Origin of the sequence: Dichotomicrobium thermohalophilum (assembly GCF_003550175.1) — a bacterium.
GTDB classification, from domain to species: Bacteria; Pseudomonadota; Alphaproteobacteria; order Rhizobiales; family Rhodomicrobiaceae; genus Dichotomicrobium; species Dichotomicrobium thermohalophilum.
Window position 1 is genome coordinate 1,280,970 of the sequence record NZ_QXDF01000001.1, and the last position, 21,374, is coordinate 1,302,343.

Below are 21,374 nucleotides of genomic sequence, written 5' to 3' on the forward strand. Positions count from 1 at the left end.
GACCAAGCCGTCACAGGAAGAGGTCATGAGCCGCGGCTTCGCCTTGCCCTATGGGGCGAACCGCGGTGGCTTCCGCTTCTATTTCATGGCCTTCGTCGCGCTGATGTCGCTGGGCATCTATGTCTCGGGCGGACAGCAGTTTTTTCTGCCGCTGGGCATCGCGGCGGGCAGCGTGGCCTATTACTTTTATCCGCTGATTGAGGGGCGCCCGCGCTTCGGCGCGAATGAATACGGTATCTTCTGTGACGGTCTCGGGCTGATCCCGTGGCGGGAGGTGAATGACATCCTGCTGCGCACCTTCGCGGTGCGGAACATTGAGAACAAGGAGCTGCACATCCAGCTCAAGCGCGATCTCGACCACGCGCTTATCGCCGACTGGCGCCGCCAGCCGCTCTACCGCATCCTGATGAAGCTGCCATGGAAGCTCGGTCCCGATAATGTCGTCCGCATCCGGCTGGAACCGTTCCGGCCGGACCCCGAGCAGATCCACAGCACCATGACCCGGCTCTGGCACTATTATCGTTAGGCATTTCGTCTGGACTTTCAGCTATGTGACGCCATCTATGGCGTAAGGCGTGCTCGCGCAAAATTCATTCTCGGCAATCCGTTTCTGGAAGGCAGATTTCATGACGGCATCTTCATTCAGCCGGCGGTCCCTGTTGCGTGTAGCTGCGGCTGCGCCGCTCGTTTCAGTAGCTAGTTCCGCAGCGGCTCAGGCACCGGAATTGCAGAAGGGCCCGCAGGCGCGGCAGGCGCCGGGCTTCTACCGCTTCAGGCTGGGCGATTATCTCGTCACTATCGTCAGCGACGGGCAACTCAGTCTGCCCACGCCGACGCTCGCCGCGAACGTCCCGGAGGCTACGCTGCGCAGCTACCTCAAGACGATCCGTCAGGGGGCGGACATGCAGCGGGGGCATCTCAACCTGACACTGATCGACACAGGTGAGCAGATCATCCTCGTCGATGCAGGCGCCGGGCCGGATTTCCAGGAGAGCGCCGGGCGAATCGAGGCGAGCTTGAAGGCCGCAGGTTACAGCCCCGAAGACATCACGCTTGTCGTCATCACGCATGGCCACCCGGACCACGTCTGGGGCATCCTTGACGATGCGGGCGAGGCGCCGCGCTTTCCGCATGCCGAATACGCGATCAATTCTGAGGAATGGCGCTTCTGGACCGATGAGAAGCTGGCCGAGCGGCTGCCCGAGGCGCGCAAGCCGATGGCCCGTGGTGCGCGCAAGAACCTGACCGCCGTCTCCGCGCGCACGACCCGGGCCAATCCTGACGCCGAAGTGGCACCGGGCGTGCGGCTGTTTTCCGCGCCGGGGCACACGCCCGGCCATTCGGGCGTGATGGTCGAGTCGGCGAGCGAGCGGCTTCTGGTCGTGGGCGATGCGCTGACGCATCCATATATCTCGTTCGAGCAGCCGGGCTGGCATTTCGGCTTCGACATGGACGGCGAAAAGGCGGCGGAGACGCGCAAGCGGATACTGGAGATGGCCGCGAGCGAGGACATGCGGATCGCCCTTTATCATGCGCCGTTCCCCGGCGTTGGGCGCGTGGCGCCTCTGAACACGGCCTATCGCTTTATCCCGGAGAACTGGGACTGGAATGTCGAACCGGCGTGATCACTTTTGCGCCACCGCCAAAGCCGTGATATCGCGCTGGCCCAGCGCGGATTGGCTGTGATATAGGCCCTTAAAGTCTTGACGCGGAGGCAATACGCTGCGGGTGTGGTGGAATTGGTAGACACGCCAGATTTAGGTTCTGGTGGCGCAAGCCGTGGGGGTTCAAGTCCCTCCGCCCGCACCAAGGGGTAAAGCGCATGAATCGTCCGGGGCGCCCCGGCTGGCAAGAATCACAAGAGACGAACGGAAAACACGGATTATGCAGGTTACTGAGACGGTTTCGGATGGACTCAAGCGCGAGCTGAAGGTGACGGTCGCGCGCCCGGAGATCGAGGAAAAGGTCGATGCGCGCCTTCAGGAGATGAAGCAGCGTGCGAACATCAAGGGTTTCCGGCCGGGGAAGGTGCCGGTCGAGCATCTGCGCCGTCTCTATGGCCGCTCGATCATGACCGAGGTGCTTCAGCAGACCATCTCCGAGACCAGCCAGCAGGCGCTGGCCGAGCGCGATGAGCGCCCGGCGCAACAGCCGCAGATCAACCTGCCGGAAGACTCCGAGGGCGTCGAGAACATCATCAGCGGCGAGGCCGATCTCGAATACACGATGTCCTTCGAGGTCATCCCGGACATGGAGCTGGCCGACCTCAGCAAGCTGGACCTTGAAAAGGAGGTCGCGGAGGTCGACGAGGAGGACGTCGAGAAGAGTGTTCAGCAGCTTCTCGAATCGAGCGCGACCTATGAGCCGAAGGACGGCGCGGCGGAAGAGGGCGATCAGCTCAAGGTGGATTTCGTCGGCAAGATCGACGGTGAGCCGTTCGAGGGCGGTTCGGCCGAGGACATCTCGGTGGTGATCGGGAAGAACCAGTTTATTCCCGGGTTCGAGGAAGGGCTTGTCGGCGCGAAGCCCGGCGAGGAGCGCACCGTCGATGTGACCTTCCCGGAAGAATACGGCGCGGAGCATCTCGCCGGCAAGCACGCGCAGTTCGACGTGAAGGTGAAGGAGGTCGGCGCGCCGAAGCTCCCGGAGGCCGACGACGAATTCGCCAAGAACATGGGCTTCGAGTCCATGGACAAACTCCGCGAGGCGATCCGCGACAAGCTTTCCAAGGAGCTGGAACAGGCCAGCCGCACCAAGCTCAAGCGCCAGCTTCTCGACGAGCTGGAGAAGGCGCACGATTTTGAATTGCCTGGCTCACTCGTGGAGCAGGAGTTCAACGAGCTTTGGCGCCAGACCACCCAGCAGATGGAGCGCGCCGGGAAGAGCTTCGAGGACATGGAGACCACCGAGGAGGACGAACGCGAGCGCAATCGCAAGCTCGCCGAGCGCCGCGTGCGCCTTGGCCTGGTCCTTGCCGAGATCGGACAGCGTAACGATATCGAGGTGACTGACGAGGAAATGAAACGGGCGATGATGGATCAGGCCCGTCAGTATCCCGGTCAGGAAAAGCAGGTCATCGAGTATTTCCAGCAGAACCCGAGTGCGCTGATCGAGCTGCGCGGGCCCATCTTTGAGGAAAAGGTGGTGGATTACGCACTGGCGATGGCCAATGTCACGGAAAAGCCCGTGTCGAAGGACGAGCTGTTCAACATGCCGGAGGAAGAGGCTGCGTAACGCGGCCATGCTCCGGCGGGCGCGGGGGCTCGGCTCTCGCCTGCGACAATCCGGTGCGACCGCTCTTCAAACGCCGCCCGGCGCGCGGCTGGCAAACAGGAAACGACCATGAGCGATCCGAACGATATCTACATGTCCTCGCTGGTCCCGATGGTGGTCGAGCAGACCAACCGCGGCGAGCGGGCCTATGACATTTTCTCGCTGCTCCTGAAGGAGCGGATCATCTTCGTGACCGGCCCGATCGAGGACCACGTCGCCTCGCTGGTGACGGCACAGCTCTTGTACCTGGAGTCGGATAACCCGAAGAAAGAGATCTCCATGTACATCAACTCGCCCGGCGGTATCGTGACCTCGGGCATGGCGATCTATGACACCATGCAGTTCATTCGTCCGCCGGTTGCGACGCTTTGTATCGGCCAGGCGGCCTCCATGGGCTCGCTCCTGCTGGCTGGCGGCGAAGCGGGTATGCGTTTCGCGCTGCCGCACTCGCGCATCATGGTGCATCAGCCCTCCGGCGGCTTCCAGGGTCAGGCGAGCGATATCGAGCGTCACGCCGAAGACATCCTGAAGCTGAAGCGGCGACTGAACGAGATTTACGTGCATCACACTGGCCAGCCCTATGACGTCATCGAGCGGACGCTGGACCGCGACTATTTCATGTCCGCGACCGATGCCAAGGAGTTCGGCGTGGTGGACCAGGTGCTCGACAAGCGCGAACTGCCGGTGGACGAAAAGGTCTAGGGCACCTACCTAAGGTCGAGAGACGGGGAACCGCCGGCACCTTCATCCACAACGGGGAATTGGTGTCGGCCAAAAGCCACAAACCGCCAATTTCGCCTGCGACGTTTACACTCTATATGCTTCGTTGGGCTATGAGGCTCGGCCGGCGCTATTGCGCGGACGGACGGGCGTGTGGAGCGGTTGCGACCCCGCGCCGTCCCTCAACGATTTGTAACATTGGCGGCGCAACTGGATGCTTGATCCTGAAGCGCTTCACATGGTCAAATTGCATTGATGGGGCGGTCCGTCAGCGAACCGGCAACGTATGCCGCGCTATATGACAAAGCTGCGACGCCCCGGCTTTCGGGCGCGTTCGCGAACGGGACGGCCAGACACCGAGGTGTGAGTCTATGAGCAAGGTCAACGGAAACGACTCCAAGAACACCCTGTATTGCTCCTTCTGCGGCAAGAGCCAGAATGAAGTGCGCAAACTGATTGCAGGGCCGACCGTCTTCATCTGCGATGAATGCGTCGAACTGTGCATGGACATCATCCGCGAGGAGAACAAGAACGCCTATGTGAAATCCCGCGATGGCGTTCCGACCCCCTCGGAGATCTGCGACGTCCTGAATGACTACGTGATCGGGCAGGACATGGCCAAGCGCGTGCTGTCCGTGGCGGTCCACAATCACTACAAGCGCCTGAGCCATGCCGGCAAGAACAACGACGTCGAACTGGCCAAGTCGAATATCCTGCTGATCGGCCCGACCGGCTGCGGCAAGACGCTGCTGGCGCAGACGCTGGCGCGCATTCTTGACGTGCCATTCACGATGGCGGATGCGACGACCCTGACCGAAGCCGGCTATGTCGGCGAGGACGTCGAGAACATCATCCTGAAGCTGCTGCAGGCGGCGGATTACAACGTCGATCGCGCCCAGCGCGGCATCGTCTACATCGACGAGGTCGACAAGATCAGCCGCAAGTCCGACAACCCGTCCATAACGCGCGACGTGTCGGGTGAGGGTGTGCAGCAGGCGCTCCTGAAGCTCATGGAAGGCACGGTGGCCAGCGTTCCGCCGCAGGGCGGGCGCAAGCACCCGCAGCAGGAGTTTCTGCAGGTCGACACCACCAACATCCTGTTCATCTGCGGCGGTGCCTTCTCGGGTCTCGACAAGATCATCGCCCAGCGCGGCCGCACCACCGCGATCGGCTTCGGCGCCTCGGTCGAGGCGGAGGACGAGCGCAACACGGGCGACCTGCTGCGCAAGGTCGAGCCGGAGGACTTGCTCAAGTTCGGGTTGATCCCCGAGTTCATCGGCCGGGTCCCGGTCCTGGCGACGCTGGAGGATCTCGACGAGGATGCGCTGATTCAGATCCTGCTGGAGCCGAAGAACGCGCTGATCAAGCAATACCAGCGCCTGTTCGAGATGGAGGATGTGCGCCTGACATTCTCCGAGGAGGCGCTGCGCGCGATCGCGCGCAAGGCCATCGAACGGAAGACCGGCGCGCGCGGCCTGCGCTCGATCCTGGAGGCCATCCTGCTCGACAGCATGTTCGAGCTGCCCGGCCTGAAAGGTGTGGAAGAGGTGGTCATCAGCCCCGAAGTGGTGGACGGAAAGGCCAAACCGCTGCGCATCTACTCCGAGCGTCAGGACGAAGTTGAAAGCAGTGCGTAAGAGTATCCCCGCACGCGTGTCACAACCGAATTTCTGCAACTTGACTCTGTACGAAGCTCTCGCCACTTACGTCTGTTGAGTAAGGTAGAGTGCGTCCGGGCCGGGCGCTCCAGGCGGCGGCCCGCGACAGACGGTAACCACACCAACCGGGGCATCGGGGGCGGGCTCACGGTTCGCAAGCCGCATGGCCGCCGCTCAGTCGGGGCCGGTTCGATGCCAAGGAGACGTATATGACGGATCAACCGAACGAAATCACAACAACACCAGAGTCTGGCGGAACGACCTATCCGGTCCTGCCGTTGCGGGACATCGTCGTGTTCCCGTACATGATCGTGCCGCTGTTCGTCGGCCGCGAGAAGTCGATCGCCGCGCTTGAAGAGGTGATGAGCGCGGACAAGCAGATCCTGCTGGTCGCCCAGAAGGACGCTAGCGAGGATGAGCCGACCACCGACGGCATCTATGAGGTGGGCACGCTGGCTTCCGTGCTGCAGCTTCTGAAGCTGCCCGACGGCACCGTCAAGGTGCTGGTCGAGGGCTCCGAGCGTGCGCGCATCGTGCGCTACACCGACAACGAAAACTACTTCGAGGCCGAGGTTGCCCGGGTCGAGGAAGAGACGGGACCGGACGAGGAGGTCGAGGCGCTGGCGCGTACGGTCATCAGCCAGTTCGAGAATTACGTCAAGCTGAACAAGAAGATCTCGCCGGAAGTTCTCGGCACGCTGAGCCAGATCGAGGATTACTCGAAGCTGGCGGATACGGTGGCCTCCCACCTGGCGATCAAGATCACCGACAAGCAGAACATTCTCGAGACCACGTCGGTCGCCGCACGGCTCGAAAACATTCTCGCGCTGATGGAGAGCGAAATCTCCGTCCTGCAGGTGGAGAAGAAGATCCGCTCGCGCGTGAAGCGCCAGATGGAGAAGACCCAGCGCGAGTACTACCTCAACGAGCAGATGAAGGCGATCCAGAAGGAGCTGGGCGACTCCGACGAGCGCGATGACATCGCGGAAATCGAGGAGAAGATCGAGAAGACAGAGCTCACGAAGGAAGCGCGCGAGAAGGCTCTGGCCGAGCTGAAGAAGCTCAAGCAGATGAGTCCGATGTCGGCCGAGGCCACGGTGGTGCGCAACTATCTGGATTGGCTGCTGTCGATCCCGTGGGGCGACGTCGCGGAGGTCAAGACCGATCTGGACGAGGCCCAGAAGATCCTCGACCACGACCACTACGGTCTTGAGAAGGTGAAGGAGCGGATCGTCGAGTATCTCGCGGTGCAGAAGCGCACTGACGCGATGAAGGGGCCGATCCTGTGCCTGGTCGGTCCGCCGGGCGTCGGTAAGACGTCGCTGGGCAAGTCGATCGCCAAGGCCACCGGACGCGAGTTCGTCCGCATGTCGCTGGGCGGCGTGCGCGACGAAGCGGAGATCCGCGGTCACCGCCGGACCTATATCGGCTCGATGCCCGGCAAGGTGATCCAGTCCATGCGGAAGGCCCGGCAGGCGAACCCGCTGTTCCTGCTGGACGAGATCGACAAGATGGGCGCGGATTTCCGCGGTGACCCGGCCTCGGCGCTGCTGGAGGTGCTGGACCCGGAGCAGAACCACACCTTCAACGACCACTACCTGGAAGTGGACTATGATCTTTCGAAGGTGATGTTCATCACGACGGCGAATACGCTGAACATTCCGCCGGCGCTGATGGACCGCATGGAGATCATCCGCATTGCGGGCTACACCGAGGACGAAAAGGTGGAGATCGCCAAGCGTCACCTCATCCCCGGCCAGATCGAGGCGCATGCCCTCCAGCCGGAGGAGTGGAGCGTGGACGATGAGGCGCTCATCGAGATCGTCCGCCGTTACACCCGCGAGGCCGGTGTCCGTAACCTGGAGCGGGAGCTGGCCAAGCTGGCCCGCAAGGCGGTCAAGGAGATCGAATCCGGCGAGAAGACGCAGGTGCACGTCACCAAGGCCGATCTGCAGGATTACCTGGGCGTTGCCAAGTACCGCTTCGGCGAGGCGGAGTCCGAGGACCAGGTGGGCGTGGTCACGGCGCTGGCGTGGACCGAGGTTGGCGGCGAACTGCTGACCATCGAAGGCGCCATGATGCCCGGCCGCGGCAAGATGTCGGTCACGGGTAACCTGCGCGACGTGATGAAGGAGTCCATTCAGGCGGCTGCAGCCTATGTCCGCTCCCGCGCGAAGGACTTCCATATCGACCCGTCGGTCTTCGACAAGCTGGACATCCACGTTCACGTGCCCGAAGGCGCGACCCCTAAGGACGGACCCTCGGCTGGCGTGGCCATGGCCACCGCGATCGTTTCGGTGATGACCGGGATCCCGGTGCACCGTGACGTCGCGATGACGGGCGAGATCACGTTGCGTGGCCGCGTCCTGCCTATCGGCGGCTTGAAGGAGAAGCTGCTGGCGGCGCTGCGCGGCGGGATGAAGACGGTCATCATCCCCGAGGAGAACACCAAGGACCTCGCGGATATCCCGGAGAACGTGAAGGATCGTCTGCAGATCACGCCGGTGTCCCGCATGGATGATGTGCTCCGCATCGCGCTGACACGTCCGCCCGAGCCGAAGGACTGGGACGAGGCGGCCTCGGCGGCTGCCGCCGCAGCGGCGGCTTCGGACTCCTCCGTGGAGCAGGATCAGCCCGTCGGCAGCAGCTTCCGCGCGCACTAGGCGCGCTGGACGGACAGACACGCCACGAACATGGCCGGGGCGGCTTAATTGGCTCGTCCCGGCCTCTTTTTTTGGCAAGGAATGCGCAACGCCGCGGATTTCCGCCCCTTGCAAGAAACTTTTGCGTGGATAAATCCTTTGACACACTTGGCGGGCAGGGGCCATGTGCCATTCACTGACCGCTCGATTTCCGTGCGTGAGCACGACTTTTGACGACCTTGTGTTGTGGCGAAAGGAAGAGAAGATGAACAAGAAGGAGCTGGTCTCGGCCGTCGCTGACGACGCCGATCTGACGAAGGATCAGGCAGGTGCGGCCGTGGACGCGGTTATTCGGCACATCCAGAGCGCGCTTCAGGACGGCGACGAAGTGCGCATTGCCGGTTTCGGGAGCTTCAAGGTGTCCGACCGCAAGGCCACTACGGCGCGCAACCCGCGCACCGGCGAGACCGTCGAGGTGCCGGCCAGCCGCGTGCCGAAATTCCAGGCTGCGCGTGGTTTGAAGGACGCGCTCAATCCGTAAGGCTTCGGCCGAAAATCCGTTTTCCACGTAACAGGGGTGGCTCGGTCGGGTCGCCCCTTTTGCTTTGCGCTGGACAGGGTGGCCGGCGGCAAAAAGCATGGCCGCCCCTACGCGATCTCTGATAGGATCGCCGCGCCAGCTTGCTTGAGGGGGCGTGGGTTCGCATGTGGGAGTTTTTCCGGAGTTTCTGGCGCAGCCGGGTGACAGGGACGTTTCTCGCGGGACTGATCGTCCTCCTGCCGATCGTCCTCACCGTCGTCATCATTGCCTGGCTGGTGCAGATCCTGCGCGATGCCCTGGGCCCCGGCACCTTTCTTGGCGAGCTGCTGCGCCGCGGCGGCAGCGCGCTGGTCGAGAACGACACCCTGGCCTTCTGGCTGGGCGTGGCGATCGCGCTGATCGGCATCTGGGTGCTTGGCGCGATCGTCCGCACAGAGGCGCGGCGCGGCGTACAGGGCGCGATCGACTTGCTGTTCGCCCGGCTCCCGCTGGTGAAAGGCATCTACAACCCCGTGGCCCGCGTGATCCGGCTGGCGACGGAAAAGGGTGGCGGCGACCTGTCCGGGATGGACGTGGTGGCCGTGCGCTTCGGCGGGACGGATGGAACGCACATCCTTGCCCTGCTGGCCAGCCATGACCGCTACTACATCGGCGACCAGCGCCGGGTGATGGTCTATCTGCCCACAGCGCCGCTGCCGATGACCGGCGGATTGGTGCTGGTCCCGGAGGATCACATCACGGTCGTGCCGGACATGAAGGTTGACGATCTTCTCAAGGTGTATTTCTCCCTCGGGGCGCTTGCGCCTGAAAGCATGCCGCCCAACATGCTGCAGGTGCGCCCAGAGGAAGCGGCGCTTTCCGAGGCGCAGATCGCGGGGCCGCCAAAGCCGGAGGCCCCGGCGCCCGTGAGCGGAGACACCGACGAGACCAAACGTTAGGACGATCAAGGATGCAGGCAAAAGGCACCTACGAGGAAAGCGACATCACCGCGCGGCTGAGTAAGGACCTGCCGACCTGGCGCTATGAGGGCGGGCAACTCCGCCGCACCTATGGCACCCATGGCTTCAAGGCTTCCGTCATGGTGGCGAATGCCGTGGCGCATCTGGCCGAGGCGGCTTGGCACCACCCGGACATCACCATCTCGTTCGGCAAGGTCGAGGTCGCCATCGAATCGCATGACGTCGGCGGCATCACCGACCGCGACTTCGAGCTGGCCGCCAAGATCGAGCAGGTGATCATGTGGCAGCCCGGCAAGGAGGGCGGCGCGCTCACCGGAACGCCCGAGAACGAGTCGATCGCCAGGTACATCAAATACAATGCCTAGCGCCGTTCCGGTGCCCCTGCGGTGCGCATCGTGACCGGCACCCCGTCCTCAACGCCCGGTGCGACGGTGCGCCCCGCATGAGCCAATCTCCGATCTATTCCGACATCATCTTCGTGCGCGATCTGGTGCTGCCCTGCCGGATCGGCATCCACGCCGAGGAGCACAACGGCAAGCAGCGCGTGCGCTTCAGCGTGGACATCGCCGTGGCGCATGGCGCGACCCGCGACCGTCGCCGGCCGGTGGTCGATTATGATTCGATAATCGAAGCGATCCAGGCGGTCATCGACGAAGGGCACATCAACCTGATGGAGACGCTCGCCGAGCGCGTGGCCGATTCATGTTTGGCGCTGCAAGGGGCGCAGCGCGTGAGCGTGCGCGTGGAAAAACTGGATCGCGTCCCGGGCGCATCGCTTGGCGTGGAGATCACGCGCGGAAGCGAACCCGCCTCTTAGGACACGCTCGCCTGTCCCTCGTCATTGCCGGCAATCTGGCCCTCGCAAAAATATTGGCGTGGCGCGCCGGCACGGGTGTGCCTTTTCTGTTATAGCCCAACATGTCCGCTGAGACAGACGCGTCGTAACAATTTATGCGGCACGCGAATCAGCGTAATCGCAAAACCATGACGTGCAGTTGGGGATCGTGCGTTGGGCACGAGCTGGCGTCATCCGCCTGCAGGGGGCAGGCGGGATTTTGGGCCTATTGAGAGGGACTTTTCATGCGCAAACTGGTGTTTGGCGCCGCAGCTGCGGCGTGTCTCGGCATGGCCGCGCCGGCCATGGCGGGTGGTATGTATGACGGCTCGATGAAAGATGCGCCGGTTGAGCCAATCGTCCACGCTCCGATTTGGGCTGGTCTTTATGTTGGTGGCTCACTGGGCTTTGGCGTGGGCGACACTTCGGGGCAGCTCTGCTTTGATGGCTCGTGTCTGGATTTTCTGTCTTCTGACTATGATGTCGACGGTGCTGTCTATGGCGCGCACATCGGATATAACTGGCAGCACGGCCACAAGGTTTTCGGAATTGAAGCTGCTCTCAATGGCACAGATATTGATGGCAGTGAAGACTGTGGCCCATTTTTCAATTTCACGACGTGTGAGCGTGAACTAGATTATTATGCCACGGTAGTTGGCCGGCTTGGTTACGCCGTAAATAACTTGCTGTTCTACGGGTTCGGTGGTGTTGCCTGGGGTGAAGTCGAGACGGATGTAAGCATCTTAGGTCAGAACCTGTTTGATGGCAGCGAAACCCATGTGGGTTGGACTGGCGGCATCGGTATCGAGACTGCGCTCACTGAACGGTTCTTTGCGGGTGTTGAATACGCTCACGTTGATCTCGGTGAAGAAGACTTGTCTTTCGATATCTGTCATTGCGAAGGCACCGATAAAGTTGATATGGACTTTGACGTGATCAAAATTCGCGCGAGCTACAAGCTGTGGGACCGCGGCCAGGAGCCGCTGGAATCCTACAAATAGGACCTCGACTGATCCTCTGAGTCATCTCCTGGGCCGGGCCTTCGCGCCCGGCTCTTTTTTTTGCTCGGCCACGGAGGCAGACGCCAACGCGCGATAATGCCGCTTGCTGGCAACCCTTTGTTTACGAACACCCTCGTTGTCCCCCGTTTCTGTCACATGCACGCAACAGTTGTCCCCAAACTCCTTCTGCAATCGACAAAACCACTTTTGCCCGCACGCGAATCCGGGCTATGAACGCAACCATGACGTGCAGTTAAGTGGGATCACGCCATGGGGGCGTGGGCTGCCGTCAGGCGTCCGCAGAAGAGGCGGGCGGAACAAGTCACTCTGAGAGGGAGAAAAGATGCGCAAGCTCCTCTGCGGGGCTGTGGCCGCGGTGTGCATCGGCGCCGCCGGTCCAGCCATGGCGAATGGTTCCATGAAAGATGTCGTTGTTGTCGAGCCGGCTCCGCTCTGGTCGGGCTGCTATTTCGGCTTGAATGTCGGCGGTGCGTGGATGGATGATCAGAATTACAGTGATGTCAAGAAATCGTACGGATTTTACGCTGACGACTATGAACACGCATACGACCATCACAATTCTAACAAAGGCTCGTCAGGCTATTGGAAGACGGACTACGATGGCTACAGCTTCCACGATAATGTCGATGACTCGGGTCCGTTCGGTGGCGGCCATATAGGCTGTAATTTTGAGCGCGGCGCGTTCATCTTCGGCGTGGAGAGCGATATCGGTGTCGCGAACGATGTCGATTATCTCGCCTCGGTTCGCGGCCGGATCGGGACCGCCGCCTGGAGCCGCTCGCATCTGTACCTGACCGCCGGCGTGGCCTTCGCCAGCTTCGACCGCGATTTCAAGCTAAAGTATGAGCATGAAGGTCATGAATACTATCACCGTTACGACGAGGGCGATGACGAGACCGGTTGGGTGCTCGGCGCAGGCTGGGAATATCTCATCAAGGACAATATGAGTTTTGGTCTCGAAGGGCTCTATTACTGGTTCGACGACGACTCCAGCAAGTATGAATGGATCGACAAATATGATGGCCCTAGTGGGTCCTGCGGCGATTCATGCGGCTACAGTCATCACTACCACGCCTACAAGTTCGACCGGGACGTCGATAACGAGGTCTTCGTGATCCGTGCGCGGCTGAGCTATCACCTGCGCCGTGCGCCGGAGCCGCTGAAGTAAACCTTCTACACTCCTCCTTCCCCACCTCACCTGAAGCAGACAGCCGGGCGTTCGCGCCCGGCTTGTATTTTTTGGCGTCCGCCCGCTCTCGGCCTTGACGGCCTTGTCCGTTTATCGCCGCGCCGGCTCGGCCGTTGCACGCCGCGCCCAACCGGCCTATTCTCCGCCTCAGCGGGCGGTTAGCTCAGTTGGTAGAGCGCTTCGTTTACACCGAAGATGTCGGGAGTTCGAATCTCTCACCGCCCACCAGCGCCGTTGTCGATCGCGTGAAAGAGCGTCTTGACGCCGGACACGGCCTCACGTACATCACTGCGTATCCGGTCAATGTTCCGTGCCTGGACGCATTGGGGGTGTAGCTCAGTCGGTTAGAGCGCTGGCCTGTCACGCCAGAGGCCGCGGGTTCGAGTCCCGTCACTCCCGCCATTTCCTCCCTTCGGCGCGGCCACTAACCCCGACAAAATTTCACAGCTTGCGCCGGGATCAGGGCTGGTCTACGGGTGCTGCAATGCGATATTATTTGGAGCGTTTCAAACACGCGCGGCCGTTTTTGTGAGCTGGCCCGCCGGCCGGCTGCCGCGCCCGATTGGGCCAAACGATGACCGACCTCCTCCAAGATTACCTGCCGCTTCTTATATTCTTTGGTGTGGCCGCGGTTATCGGTGCGGCGCTGCTGATCGCGCCGTTCCTCGTGGCCCCGAACAACCCGGACCCGGAAAAGGTGTCGACCTATGAATGCGGCTTCCCCGCGTTCGAGAGTGCCCGGATGCGCTTCGATGTGCGCTTTTACCTGGTGGCGATCCTCTTCATCATCTTCGACCTGGAGGTCGCCTTCCTGTTTCCTTGGGCGGTCGCCTTCGAGGAGGCCGGGCTGTTCGGCTTCTGGGCCATGATGCTGTTTCTGGCCATCCTGACGATCGGCTTCATCTATGAGTGGCGCAAAGGAGCGCTGGAATGGGATTGATCAAGCCTGAGCAGACGCTGGACGACCTCGTGCTGCGCCAGCCCGACGGCACCACTGGCGGTGCCACCGCGCTGCGCGACGAGAGCTTCACGGAGCTGTCCAACAACCTGGCGGACAAGGGCTTCCTGGTCACGTCGTCGCAGGACCTCATCAACTGGGCACGGACCGGCTCACTGATGTGGATGACGTTCGGGCTGGCCTGCTGCGCGGTGGAGATGATGCAGTCCTCCATGCCGCGTTATGACGTCGAGCGGTTCGGCTTCGCGCCGCGCGGCAGCCCCCGGCAGTCGGACGTGATGATCGTGGCGGGCACGCTGTGCAACAAGATGGCGCCGGCGATCCGCAAGGTCTACGACCAGATGCCGGAGCCGCGTTACGTTATCTCGATGGGCAGCTGCGCCAATGGCGGCGGTTATTACCACTATTCCTACTCGGTCGTGCGCGGCTGTGACCGTGTGCTCCCGGTAGACATCTACGTGCCGGGCTGCCCGCCCACGGCCGAGGCGCTGGTCTACGGCATCATGCTGCTGCAGCGGAAAATCCGCCGCACCGGTACGATCACCCGCTAGGAGGCTGAAGGTGGCAACGGTCCCGACGGCAACGGCCCAGGAAGAGGCGCTCCAGGAGCTGGGTGAGCACATCGCCGCAGCGCGCCCGGAAGCGGTCGACACCTGGTACGTCGCGCTTGGCGAGCTGACGGTGCGGGCCACGCGGGAGAATATCGTCTCGCTGATGACCTTTCTGCGTGACGATGTGCGCTGCCAGTTCACCTGCCTGATCGACATTTGCGGGGTGGACTATCCTGACCGCGCCAAGCGGTTCGAGGTGGTCTATCACCTACTGAGCGCGCGGCAGAACAAGCGCGTCCGCGTGAAAACGGACACGGACGAGGTGACGCCCGTGCCGAGCGTCACGCATATCTTCCCGGCCGCCAACTGGTACGAGCGCGAGGCCTTCGACCTGTACGGCATCTTTTTCTCCGGCCATCCGGATCTGCGCCGCATCCTGACCGATTACGGCTTCCAGGGCCATCCGCTGCGCAAGGATTTCCCGCTGACCGGCTTCGTCGAGGTCCGCTACAACGAGGATCTCAAGCGCGTGGTTTACGAGCCGGTCAAATTGCAGCAGGAATATCGCGACTTCGACTTCATCAGCCCGTGGGAGGGCGCGGAATACATCCTGCCCGGCGACGAAAAGGCGTCATCCGGCTCCGAAGGAAAGACGTAGGTACAGCACGAACGGGTGAACAGGGATACTGAAACGGCATGGCCCAGGCTGAAGCGGAAGTCCGCAATTTCTCGATCAACTTCGGGCCGCAGCACCCGGCGGCGCACGGCGTGCTGCGCCTCGTGCTGGAACTGGACGGCGAGGTCGTGGAGCGGGTCGACCCGCATATCGGCCTTTTGCATCGCGGCACCGAGAAGCTGATCGAGTACAAGACTTATCTGCAGGCGATCCCGTATTTCGACCGGCTCGACTACGTCGCGCCGATGAACCAGGAGCACGCCTTCTGCCTGGCCATCGAGAAGCTGCTGGACATCGAGGTGCCGATCCGCGGGCAGATCATCCGCGTTCTTTTCAGCGAGATCGGCCGGCTTCTGAGTCATCTGCTGAACGTCACGACGCAGGCAATGGACGTCGGCGCGCTCACCCCGCCGCTATGGGGGTTCGAGGAGCGCGAGAAGCTCATGATCTTCTATGAGCGCGCCTCCGGCTCGCGCCTGCACGCCAACTATTTCCGCCCGGGCGGGGTGCATCAGGACCTGCCGCCCGACCTGATCGACGATATCGCAGGATTCTGCGACCCGTTCCTGAAGGTGCTCGACGACATTGAGGGCCTGCTGACGGAGAACCGCATCTTCAAGCAGCGCAATGTCGACATCGGCGTGGTGTCGCTGGATGACGCGCTTGCTCGCGGCTTTTCCGGCGTGATGGTGCGCGGCTCCGGCGGTGCGTGGGACTTGCGCCGGGCACAGCCCTATGAGTGCTACAACGATTTCGAGTTCGACATCCCCGTCGGCAAGAACGGCGACTGCTACGATCGCTACCTCGTGCGCATGGAGGAGATGCGCCAGTCGGTACGGATCATGAAGCAGTGCATCGACAAGCTGACCTCCGGCGAGGGCCAGGGGCCGGTGCTCGCGCCGAACAACAAGGTCACGCCGCCGCGCCGGGCGGAGATGAAGCGCTCGATGGAGGCGCTCATCCACCACTTCAAGCTGTTCACCGAGGGCTTTCATGTGCCCGAGGGCGAGGTCTACACGGCGGTCGAGGCGCCCAAGGGCGAGTTTGGGGTCTACCTCGTCGCTGATGGGACGAACCGCCCGTATCGCTGCAAGATCCGCGCGCCGGGTTATGCGCACTTGCAGGCCATGGAATTCCTGACAAAGGGCCACATGCTGGCCGACGTCTCGGCCGTGCTCGGCTCGATCGACATCGTGTTCGGCGAGGTCGACCGCTGAGCGGTCTGGAGGAGCCAGAATGAGTGTACGCCGTCTCGATCCCGTTCAGCCGGAAAGCTTCGAGTTCACGGAAGAGAACCTCGCCTGGGCGAAGGCGCAGATCGCCAAATATCCCGAGGGGCGCCAATGGGCGGCGATCATCCCGCTGCTCTGGCGGGCGCAGGAACAGCACGGCTGGCTGCCCGAACCGGCGATCCGCTATGTCGCCGAGTTGCTGGAGATGCCGTACATCCGCGCCTACGAGGTCGCGACGTTTTATACCATGTTCAACCTCTCGCCGGTCGGGAAGTATCACGTCCAGCTCTGCGGCACGACGCCATGCATGCTGCGCGGCGCTGAGGATCTGAAGGCGGTTTGCCGCGACCGGATCGGCGAGCCGGGCGAGGTCACGCCGGACGGTCTGTTCTCGTGGATCGAGGTTGAATGTCTGGGCGCTTGCGTGAACGCGCCGATGGTCCAGATCAACGCGGACTATTACGAAGACCTGACACCGGACAGCTTCGCGCAAATCCTCGACAATCTGCGCGAGGGCAAGCCGGTGACGCCGGGCCCGCAGGTCCAGCGCCAGAAAGCCGCGCCGATCAGCGGTCTGACCACGCTGAAGGATCGTAGCGCCATCTTGCGCGGGGGCGAGCCCGGCGCGTGAGTTAAGGGAGCCAGGAGCGAATGCTCGAGGATAAGGACCGCATCTTCACGAACCTGTACGGCCTGCATGACTGGCGACTGGAAGATGCGCGCCGTCGCGGCGCCTGGGACGGGACGAAGGCGCTGCTGGAGAAGGGCCGTGATTCGATTCTCGAAGAGGTCAAGGCTTCGGGGCTTCGCGGTCGCGGCGGCGCCGGCTTTCCGACGGGCGTGAAATGGTCGTTCATGCCCAAGGAGAACGACGGGCGTCCGCATTATCTCGTGGTGAACGCTGACGAGTCGGAACCGGGCACCTGCAAGGACCGCGAAATCATGCGGCATGACCCGCATATCCTGCTGGAAGGCTGCCTCGTGGCCGGCTTCGCGATGGGCGCGCACACCTGCTACATCTACATCCGCGGCGAATATATCCGCGAGCGCGAAATCCTGCAGGCGGCGATCGACGAAGCCTATGAGGCGAAGCTGATCGGCCGGGACAATGTTCACGGCTGGGATTACGACATCTATATCCACCATGGGGCTGGCGCCTACATCTGCGGCGAGGAAACCGCGCTCCTGGAGAGCCTGGAAGGCAAGAAGGGCCAGCCGCGCCTCAAGCCGCCGTTCCCGGCCAATGTCGGCCTGTGGGGGGCGCCGACCACCGTGAACAACGTTGAATCGGTCGCTGTGGTCCCGGAAATCCTGCGCCGCGGCAGCGCCTGGTTCGCCCAGCTTGGCCGGCCAAACAACACCGGCACCAAGCTGTTCTGTATCTCCGGGCATGTCGAGGAGCCCTGCACGGTGGAAGAGGAAATGAGCATCCCGCTGCGCGAGCTGGTCGAGCGCCACGCCGGCGGCGTGCGCGGCGGTTGGGATAATCTCCTGGCCGTTATTCCGGGCGGCTCCTCGGTTCCGCTGGTGCCGCACTGGCATTGCGATGACCTGCTGATGGACTTCGACGCGCTGAAAGACGTGCAGTCGGGCCTTGGCACCGCTGCGGTGATCGTGATGGACAAATCGACCGACATCGTCGCGGCGATCGCGCGGATCGCTTATTTCTACAAGCATGAAAGCTGTGGCCAGTGCACGCCGTGCCGCGAGGGCACTGGCTGGATGTGGCGCGTGCTGACCCGGATGATCGAGGGCAACGCGACCAAGCGCGAGATCGACCTGCTGTACGACGTGACGAAGCAGGTGGAGGGTCACACGATCTGCGCGCTGGGCGACGCGGCGGCGTGGCCGATCCAAGGCCTGATCCGCCACTTCCGCGACGAGATCGAAGGGCGCATCGAGGCGGTGAGCCGCCCCGCCGAGACCACTGGGATTGCCGCCGAGTAGCATCGCGCTCTAATCGACACGCTGAAAGGCGACGGAATGCCAAAGCTGATCATCAACGATCGCGAGATCGAGGTCGAGGACGGGATCAACCTGCTGCAGGCCTGCGAGGAGGCCGGCGAGGAAATCCCGCGCTTCTGCTACCACGAGCGCCTGTCGATCGCGGGCAACTGCCGCATGTGCCTCGTCGAGGTCGTCGGCATGCCCAAGCCCATCGCCTCGTGTCACATGAGCGTCAACGATCTGCGCCCGGGTCGCGACGGCAGCCCGCCGCAGGTGCGCACCGACAGTCCGCTGGTGAAAAAGGCGCGCGAAGGCGTGATGGAGTTCCTGCTGATCAACCATCCGCTGGATTGCCCGATCTGCGACCAGGGCGGGGAATGCGACCTGCAGGACCAGGCGATGTTCTACGGCGTCGATGGCAGCCGCTTCCACGAGAACAAGCGCGCGGTCGAGGACAAGAACATCGGCCCGCTCATCAAGACGATCATGACGCGCTGCATCCACTGCACGCGCTGCGTCCGATTCATGACCGAGGTGGCGGGCGTGCCGGAGCTTGGCGCGATCGGCCGCGGCGAGGACATGGAGATCACGACCTACCTGGAGCACGGGATGACGTCGGAGCTGTCCGGCAATGTCATCGACCTGTGCCCGGTCGGCGCGCTGACCTCAAAGCCCTATGCCTTTACCGCGCGGCCGTGGGAGCTGACCAAGACCGAAAGCATCGACGTCATGGACGCCCTCGGGGCCAATATCCGCGTTGATTCGCGTGGGCGCGAGGTCATGCGCTTCCTCCCGCGCGAGCATGCCGACGTGAACGAGGAGTGGATCTCCGACAAGACCCGCTTCGTCTGGGACGGCCTGCGCCGGCAGCGGCTCGACCGGCCCTATGTGCGAAAGGATGGCACGCTGCGCGAGGTGAGCTGGGGCGAGGCGTTCAACGCGATCGCAGCGCGCCTGCGCAATACGGCGTCCAAGCGGGTCGGCGCCATCATCGGTGATCTGGCGCCGGTCGAAGATGCCTATGCGCTGAAATCGCTCATCAACGGGCTTGGCTCGCCGTATGTGGAGTGCCGGCAGGACGGGGCCGCGCTCAACCCCGCGCTCGGCCGCGCGAGCTACATCTTCAACACCGGCATCGCGGGCATCGACGAGGCCGACGCGATCCTGCTGGTCGGCACCAACCCCAGGCTCGAAAGCGCGGTGCTGAACGCGCGCATCCTGAAGGCCTATCGTTCCGGCCGGGCCAGAATCGGTGTAATCGGCGAGCAGGCCAACCTGACTTACGAGTACAGCTATCTCGGCGCGGGTCCGGACACGCTGCGCGAGATCGCCGAAGGCCGACATGAGTTTGCCGACGTGCTCAAGAATGCCGAGCGGCCCATGCTGATCGTCGGACAGGGCGCGCTGGCGCGGCCAGATGGCGAGGGCGTGCTGCGTCTCGCCGCACAGACGGCCGTGAACACAGGTATGCTCAAGCCTGACGAGGGCTGGAACGGCTTCAATGTCCTGCATACCGCCGCCAGCCGGGTCGGCGCGCTGGACATCGGGTGCGTGCCGTCCGAGGAAGGCGCGAATCTGGAGACCATGCTCGCCGCGGCCCAGACGCGGGAGATGGATGTGCTCTATCTGCTCGGCGCGGACGAGTTCGATGTCAGCCAGACCGGCGACGCCTTCGTGATCTATCAGGGCAGCCATGGCGATAGTGGTGCGCGCCTGGCCGACGTGATCCTGCCGGGCTCAGCCTACACCGAGAAGGACGGCACCTACGTCAACACCGAGGGCCGCGTGCAGATCGCGCCGCGTGCTGTGTTTCCGCCGGGCGAGGCGAAGGAGGACTGGGCGATCATCCGCGCGCTGTCCGAACATCTTGGCCGCGCCCTGCCGTTCGACACGCTGGATCAACTGCGCAGCGCAATGTACCGCGATCATCCGCATCTGGCAGGTATCGACGAGTTCGTGCCGGGCGACACGGCCGAGATCGATGCGCTGGCCCAGGGGGCAGCGGAGGTGACGTCGGCGCCCTTTGCCTCGCCGATTGAGAACTATTATCTCACCAACCCGATCGCCCGCGCCTCGCACGTGATGCAGGAGCAGGCGGCGCTGCACCAGGCCAATGCGCTGGGAGAGACGGGGACCAATGGCTGAGTTCTGGACGAATTACGGCCTGCCGACGGTCATCATGATCGGGCAGAGCGTGCTGCTCCTCTCGAGCGTGCTGATGATTATCGCGTATCTGCTCTTGGCAGACCGCAAGATCTGGGCGGCGGTGCAGCTGCGCAAGGGGCCGAACGTCGTCGGCCCGTTCGGCCTGCTTCAGTCCTTCGCGGATTTCATCAAGTTCGTCCTCAAGGAGCCGGTGGTGCCGGCCGCCGCCGACCGGCCGGTGTTCCTGCTTGCGCCCGTGGTCATGGCGGTGCTGGCGATGTCGGCCTGGGCCGTGATCCCGGTTGATGATGGCTGGGTGGTCGCGGACATCAATGTCGGCATTCTCTACATCTTCGCGATCTCCTCGCTCGGCGTTTACGGCGTCATCATGGGTGGATGGGCGTCCAACTCGAAATATCCGTTTCTGGGCGCACTGCGGTCGGCCGCGCAGATGGTGTCCTACGAGGTCTCCATCGGCTTCGTCATCATCACGGTGCTGCTGGTGGCCGGCTCGCTGAACCTGACGGACATCGTCAACGCCCAGCGCGGCGACTGGGGGCTGTTCAACTGGTACTGGCTGCCGCTGTTCCCGATGTTCATCGTGTTCTTCATCTCCGCACTCGCGGAGACGAACCGGCCGCCTTTCGACCTCCCGGAGGCCGAATCGGAGTTGGTCGCCGGCTTCATGGCCGAATATTCATCGACGCCCTACCTGCTGTTCATGCTGGGCGAATACGTGGCCATTACGGTGATGTGCGCGTTGACCACCATCCTGTTCCTCGGGGGTTGGCTGCCGCCGTTCGACGTGGCGCCGTTCAACTGGATCCCCGGCGTGGTGTGGTTCACGCTGAAAGTCATCCTCGTGTTCTTCATGTTCGCGATGGTCAAGGCGATCGTGCCGCGCTATCGCTACGACCAACTCATGCGGTTGGGCTGGAAGGTGTTTCTGCCGCTCTCGCTGGCGATGGTCGTGATCGTGGCTGGTGTGCTGCAATACACCGGCGGCGCGGCACAGTAAGGAGGTTC

The 21,374-nt window shown here is 62.9% G+C and carries 20 protein-coding genes and 3 tRNA genes; all 23 read left to right on the forward strand.

The features are described 5' to 3' along the window. The first annotated feature begins 25 nt into the window (after positions 1-25). The 23 genes from BXY53_RS05840 to nuoH all read left to right on the forward strand — a co-directional run bounded on the left by BXY53_RS05840 (position 26) and on the right by nuoH (position 21,366). Positions 26-526 carry a hypothetical protein gene (locus BXY53_RS05840; protein WP_119060923.1) on the forward strand — a complete coding sequence of 167 codons (501 nt, stop codon included), beginning with the start codon at positions 26-28 and terminating at the stop codon, positions 524-526. A gap of 100 nt (positions 527-626) precedes the next feature. Then, positions 627-1,625 carry an MBL fold metallo-hydrolase gene (locus BXY53_RS05845; RefSeq protein ID WP_147361513.1) on the forward strand — a complete coding sequence of 333 codons (999 nt, stop codon included), beginning with the start codon at positions 627-629 and terminating at the stop codon, positions 1,623-1,625. Between the two features lie 99 nt (positions 1,626-1,724). Further along, positions 1,725-1,809, forward strand: a tRNA-Leu gene (locus BXY53_RS05850). Between the two features lie 75 nt (positions 1,810-1,884). Next, positions 1,885-3,234, forward strand: a complete 1,350-nt coding sequence (gene tig, locus BXY53_RS05855; protein ID WP_119060925.1) for a trigger factor — start codon at positions 1,885-1,887, stop codon at positions 3,232-3,234. Positions 3,235-3,342: 108 nt separating this feature from the next. Continuing rightward, on the forward strand, positions 3,343-3,975 hold the full coding sequence (locus tag BXY53_RS05860; protein WP_119060926.1) for an ATP-dependent Clp protease proteolytic subunit: 633 nt from the start codon (positions 3,343-3,345) through the stop codon (positions 3,973-3,975). A 389-nt stretch (positions 3,976-4,364) separates the two neighbouring features. Further along, entirely contained in the window at positions 4,365-5,630 is a 1,266-nt protein-coding gene (gene clpX, locus BXY53_RS05865) for an ATP-dependent Clp protease ATP-binding subunit ClpX (RefSeq protein ID WP_119060927.1), read from the forward strand. A 230-nt stretch (positions 5,631-5,860) separates the two neighbouring features. Beyond that, complete coding sequence (lon, locus tag BXY53_RS05870) at positions 5,861-8,314, forward strand: endopeptidase La (protein ID WP_119060928.1); 2,454 nt, start codon at positions 5,861-5,863, stop codon at positions 8,312-8,314. A 244-nt stretch (positions 8,315-8,558) separates the two neighbouring features. Continuing rightward, positions 8,559-8,834, forward strand: coding sequence for an HU family DNA-binding protein (locus BXY53_RS05875; protein WP_119060929.1), 276 nt, complete (start codon positions 8,559-8,561; stop codon positions 8,832-8,834). 164 nt (positions 8,835-8,998) lie between these two features. Continuing rightward, on the forward strand, positions 8,999-9,772 hold the full coding sequence (locus BXY53_RS05880; RefSeq protein WP_119060930.1) for a DUF502 domain-containing protein: 774 nt from the start codon (positions 8,999-9,001) through the stop codon (positions 9,770-9,772). Between the two features lie 11 nt (positions 9,773-9,783). Next, on the forward strand, positions 9,784-10,158 hold the full coding sequence (locus BXY53_RS05885; protein WP_119060931.1) for a 4a-hydroxytetrahydrobiopterin dehydratase: 375 nt from the start codon (positions 9,784-9,786) through the stop codon (positions 10,156-10,158). 77 nt (positions 10,159-10,235) lie between these two features. After that, complete coding sequence (locus BXY53_RS05890) at positions 10,236-10,610, forward strand: dihydroneopterin aldolase (protein WP_119060932.1); 375 nt, start codon at positions 10,236-10,238, stop codon at positions 10,608-10,610. Positions 10,611-10,873: 263 nt separating this feature from the next. After that, positions 10,874-11,629: an outer membrane protein gene (locus BXY53_RS05895; protein ID WP_119060933.1), complete on the forward strand. Its 756-nt coding sequence runs from the start codon at positions 10,874-10,876 to the stop codon at positions 11,627-11,629. A 343-nt stretch (positions 11,630-11,972) separates the two neighbouring features. Then, positions 11,973-12,818, forward strand: coding sequence for an outer membrane protein (locus BXY53_RS05900; RefSeq protein WP_119060934.1), 846 nt, complete (start codon positions 11,973-11,975; stop codon positions 12,816-12,818). 173 nt (positions 12,819-12,991) lie between these two features. Further along, positions 12,992-13,067: transfer RNA gene (locus BXY53_RS05905), tRNA-Val, on the forward strand. Between the two features lie 97 nt (positions 13,068-13,164). Continuing rightward, positions 13,165-13,241: transfer RNA gene (locus BXY53_RS05910), tRNA-Asp, on the forward strand. 172 nt (positions 13,242-13,413) lie between these two features. After that, positions 13,414-13,779, forward strand: a complete 366-nt coding sequence (locus BXY53_RS05915; RefSeq protein ID WP_119060935.1) for an NADH-quinone oxidoreductase subunit A — start codon at positions 13,414-13,416, stop codon at positions 13,777-13,779. Next, positions 13,770-14,348, forward strand: a complete 579-nt coding sequence (locus tag BXY53_RS05920) for a NuoB/complex I 20 kDa subunit family protein (RefSeq protein ID WP_119060936.1) — start codon at positions 13,770-13,772, stop codon at positions 14,346-14,348. The genes BXY53_RS05915 and BXY53_RS05920 overlap by 10 nt, the downstream gene beginning before the upstream one ends. A 10-nt stretch (positions 14,349-14,358) precedes the next feature. Further along, positions 14,359-15,006, forward strand: coding sequence for an NADH-quinone oxidoreductase subunit C (locus BXY53_RS05925; protein WP_245410372.1), 648 nt, complete (start codon positions 14,359-14,361; stop codon positions 15,004-15,006). Positions 15,007-15,044: 38 nt separating this feature from the next. Then, positions 15,045-16,241 carry an NADH-quinone oxidoreductase subunit D gene (locus BXY53_RS05930; protein ID WP_119060938.1) on the forward strand — a complete coding sequence of 399 codons (1,197 nt, stop codon included), beginning with the start codon at positions 15,045-15,047 and terminating at the stop codon, positions 16,239-16,241. Positions 16,242-16,260: 19 nt separating this feature from the next. Beyond that, positions 16,261-16,887, forward strand: coding sequence for an NADH-quinone oxidoreductase subunit NuoE (gene nuoE, locus BXY53_RS05935; RefSeq protein WP_119060939.1), 627 nt, complete (start codon positions 16,261-16,263; stop codon positions 16,885-16,887). A 20-nt stretch (positions 16,888-16,907) separates the two neighbouring features. Continuing rightward, the gene (nuoF, locus tag BXY53_RS05940) at positions 16,908-18,203 is read left to right on the forward strand and encodes an NADH-quinone oxidoreductase subunit NuoF (protein ID WP_119060940.1); all 1,296 of its coding nucleotides are present in this window, start codon (positions 16,908-16,910) and stop codon (positions 18,201-18,203) included. A 36-nt stretch (positions 18,204-18,239) separates the two neighbouring features. Further along, positions 18,240-20,348: an NADH-quinone oxidoreductase subunit NuoG gene (gene nuoG / locus BXY53_RS05945; protein WP_119060941.1), complete on the forward strand. Its 2,109-nt coding sequence runs from the start codon at positions 18,240-18,242 to the stop codon at positions 20,346-20,348. Beyond that, on the forward strand, positions 20,341-21,366 hold the full coding sequence (gene nuoH, locus BXY53_RS05950; protein ID WP_119060942.1) for an NADH-quinone oxidoreductase subunit NuoH: 1,026 nt from the start codon (positions 20,341-20,343) through the stop codon (positions 21,364-21,366). The genes nuoG and nuoH overlap by 8 nt, the downstream gene beginning before the upstream one ends. Positions 21,367-21,374: the final 8 nt, after the last annotated feature.